Source organism: Streptomyces sp. NPDC059355, from assembly GCF_042752335.1.
Taxonomy (GTDB): domain Bacteria; phylum Actinomycetota; class Actinomycetes; order Streptomycetales; family Streptomycetaceae; genus Streptomyces.
Genome location: NZ_JBHYXN010000106.1, coordinates 1 through 1,655 on the forward strand (window position 1 = coordinate 1; position 1,655 = coordinate 1,655).

3 protein-coding genes are annotated in these 1,655 nt (G+C 71.5%); all 3 read right to left on the minus strand.

What is annotated here, in order from left to right; genetic code table 11:
* Positions 1-10: 10 nt before the first annotated feature.
* Positions 11-541 carry a hypothetical protein gene (locus ACFXGI_RS38650; protein ID WP_384717755.1) on the minus strand — a complete coding sequence of 177 codons (531 nt, stop codon included), beginning with the start codon at positions 539-541 and terminating at the stop codon, positions 11-13.
* Positions 538-1,218, minus strand: a complete 681-nt coding sequence (locus ACFXGI_RS38655) for a hypothetical protein (protein ID WP_384717758.1) — start codon at positions 1,216-1,218, stop codon at positions 538-540. The genes ACFXGI_RS38650 and ACFXGI_RS38655 overlap by 4 nt, the downstream gene beginning before the upstream one ends.
* The coding region (locus tag ACFXGI_RS38660) for a hypothetical protein (protein ID WP_384717761.1) at positions 1,215-1,655 on the minus strand (441 nt) is incomplete at its 5' end. The genes ACFXGI_RS38660 and ACFXGI_RS38655, both read right to left, overlap by 4 nt.

A 1,655-nucleotide genomic window follows, 5' to 3' on the forward strand; every position in this document is an offset into this window, starting at 1 on the left:
CCTTCGGCTGTCAGGCCGCCCAGGTTGCGGGCGCGCCTTCATCAGGGTTGGGGATGCCGGCGGCGGCCACCAGTGCAGCGGGGTGCCGCAGGGCGGTGACCGGCACGGCCCCGGGTTCGGTATGGGGCGCCCAGACCATGCGCCAGGTGTCGTCCCACTCGCATCCGCAGCCGTGGTCTGAGTGCGGGTGCCGTAGGAAGACGCCGTGGGTGTGGACCGCGCGCGGGATTAGGGGGATGAGCAAGGAGGGGTCGTCACCGGGGTAGAGATGCAGGTTCCGCCAGCTGTGGATCCGGGCCATGTACGCAGCGGCAGCCTCAACGACGTCGGTCCACCTCTGGTGTCCGAGCACGAGGAACGCGACGGGGTAGAGGTGGTCGTCGGTGGGGTCGTCGATCCCGGTGACGTGGAAGCCACGGTGGGCGATGAACCCACTGTCGGCGGCGTCGTCAGCGCAGGGGGTCCATATCTGTTCGACAGGGTGCAGGGTGCCGTCGTCGCCCTCGCCGGTCACGATCTCGTACAGGTCGGTGGTGGTCACGCGCTCACCCCCGCGAGGGCGGCAGCGAGGAGCACGGTGACGTCAGCGTCGTGCGGGTCGGTGTAGCTGTCGTGGTCGCTGACGTCGAACGCAGCGTTCTGCGCGGTGACGGTGAAGCCGGGGATGACGAGTGCGGCGCGGCCGGCCAGTTCCGTGTTGAGGCGGTCGGCGTCTCGGGAGGCGAGCCAGGTCTGGGTGTAGGGCCCGAGGCGCAGCAGGGCGTAGCCGCTGCCGTCGGTGCGGCGGGCTTCGACGTGAACGCCGTAGTGGGCGCGGTCCATGCCGACGTCATCGGGGAGGGACAGGTTCGCAGCGGCGTGGGTGAGCATTGCGTAAGCCGGCTGCCAGGCACCGAGGATCGCGGTCGTCTCGCAGCGCAGCCAGCCCCGGTCGGTGTAGCCGAGGTCGTGGCCGTGGCGGTGGGCCGCGGCGTTCGGGGCGTCGGGGTGGACCAGGGCGACGGCGATCGTCTCGGTGCCGTGGTCGTCGCCGGGGCGGGGGTGGGCGCGCTCGATGAAGGGGCCGACCCGCACGGCGATGTCTCGGCCGCTGCCCGGCGTCCACGGTTCCGGGGAGCGTACGGCGGCGAGCATCGCGCGGAACTCGTCGACGACGGCCTGGTCATCAAGGGCGCGGGCGCCGGGAGCGTGGCCGCAGCGACGGAAGCGTCGAATCATCGGACGGTCTCCTGTCCGGCCTGGGTGGCGGACGTCTTGAGGACGCGCGGCAGATGGACATGCAGGTGCTCGATGACGACCTCACGGCCGCGGGCACGGAGTTCGCGGCCGAGGAGTTCGGTGAGTCCGGATGCCCTGTGCCTACCTCCTGCGCAACCAATCGCGATGTGGCTCGGGCCGGCGGGGAGGTCGGCGTAGTCGGCGAGGTTGGCGAGCAACTCGCGGGCGCCGAGGGTGTTCAGGACGACGTCCTGGACGCGGGGGTTGAGGCCGTCGAGGTCGAGGATGTCGCGGGCAGCGGCGGGGTCGCGGAGCCGGTCGCGGACATCTTCGATCCGGTCGGCGGCGGGCGGAACGGGGGAGCCGTCCGGGCCGGTGGACAGGTGGAGGTAGCCGAACGAGGTGAGACGGATCGGGCGCAAAGGGGCCTCCAGGTT

What these genes read in the sequence shown, in the direction of transcription:
- ACFXGI_RS38655 (WP_384717758.1), bottom strand. Translation starts at nt 1,218, where the DNA reads ATGATTCGACGCTTCCGTCGCTGCGGCCACGCTCCCGGCGCCCGCGCC.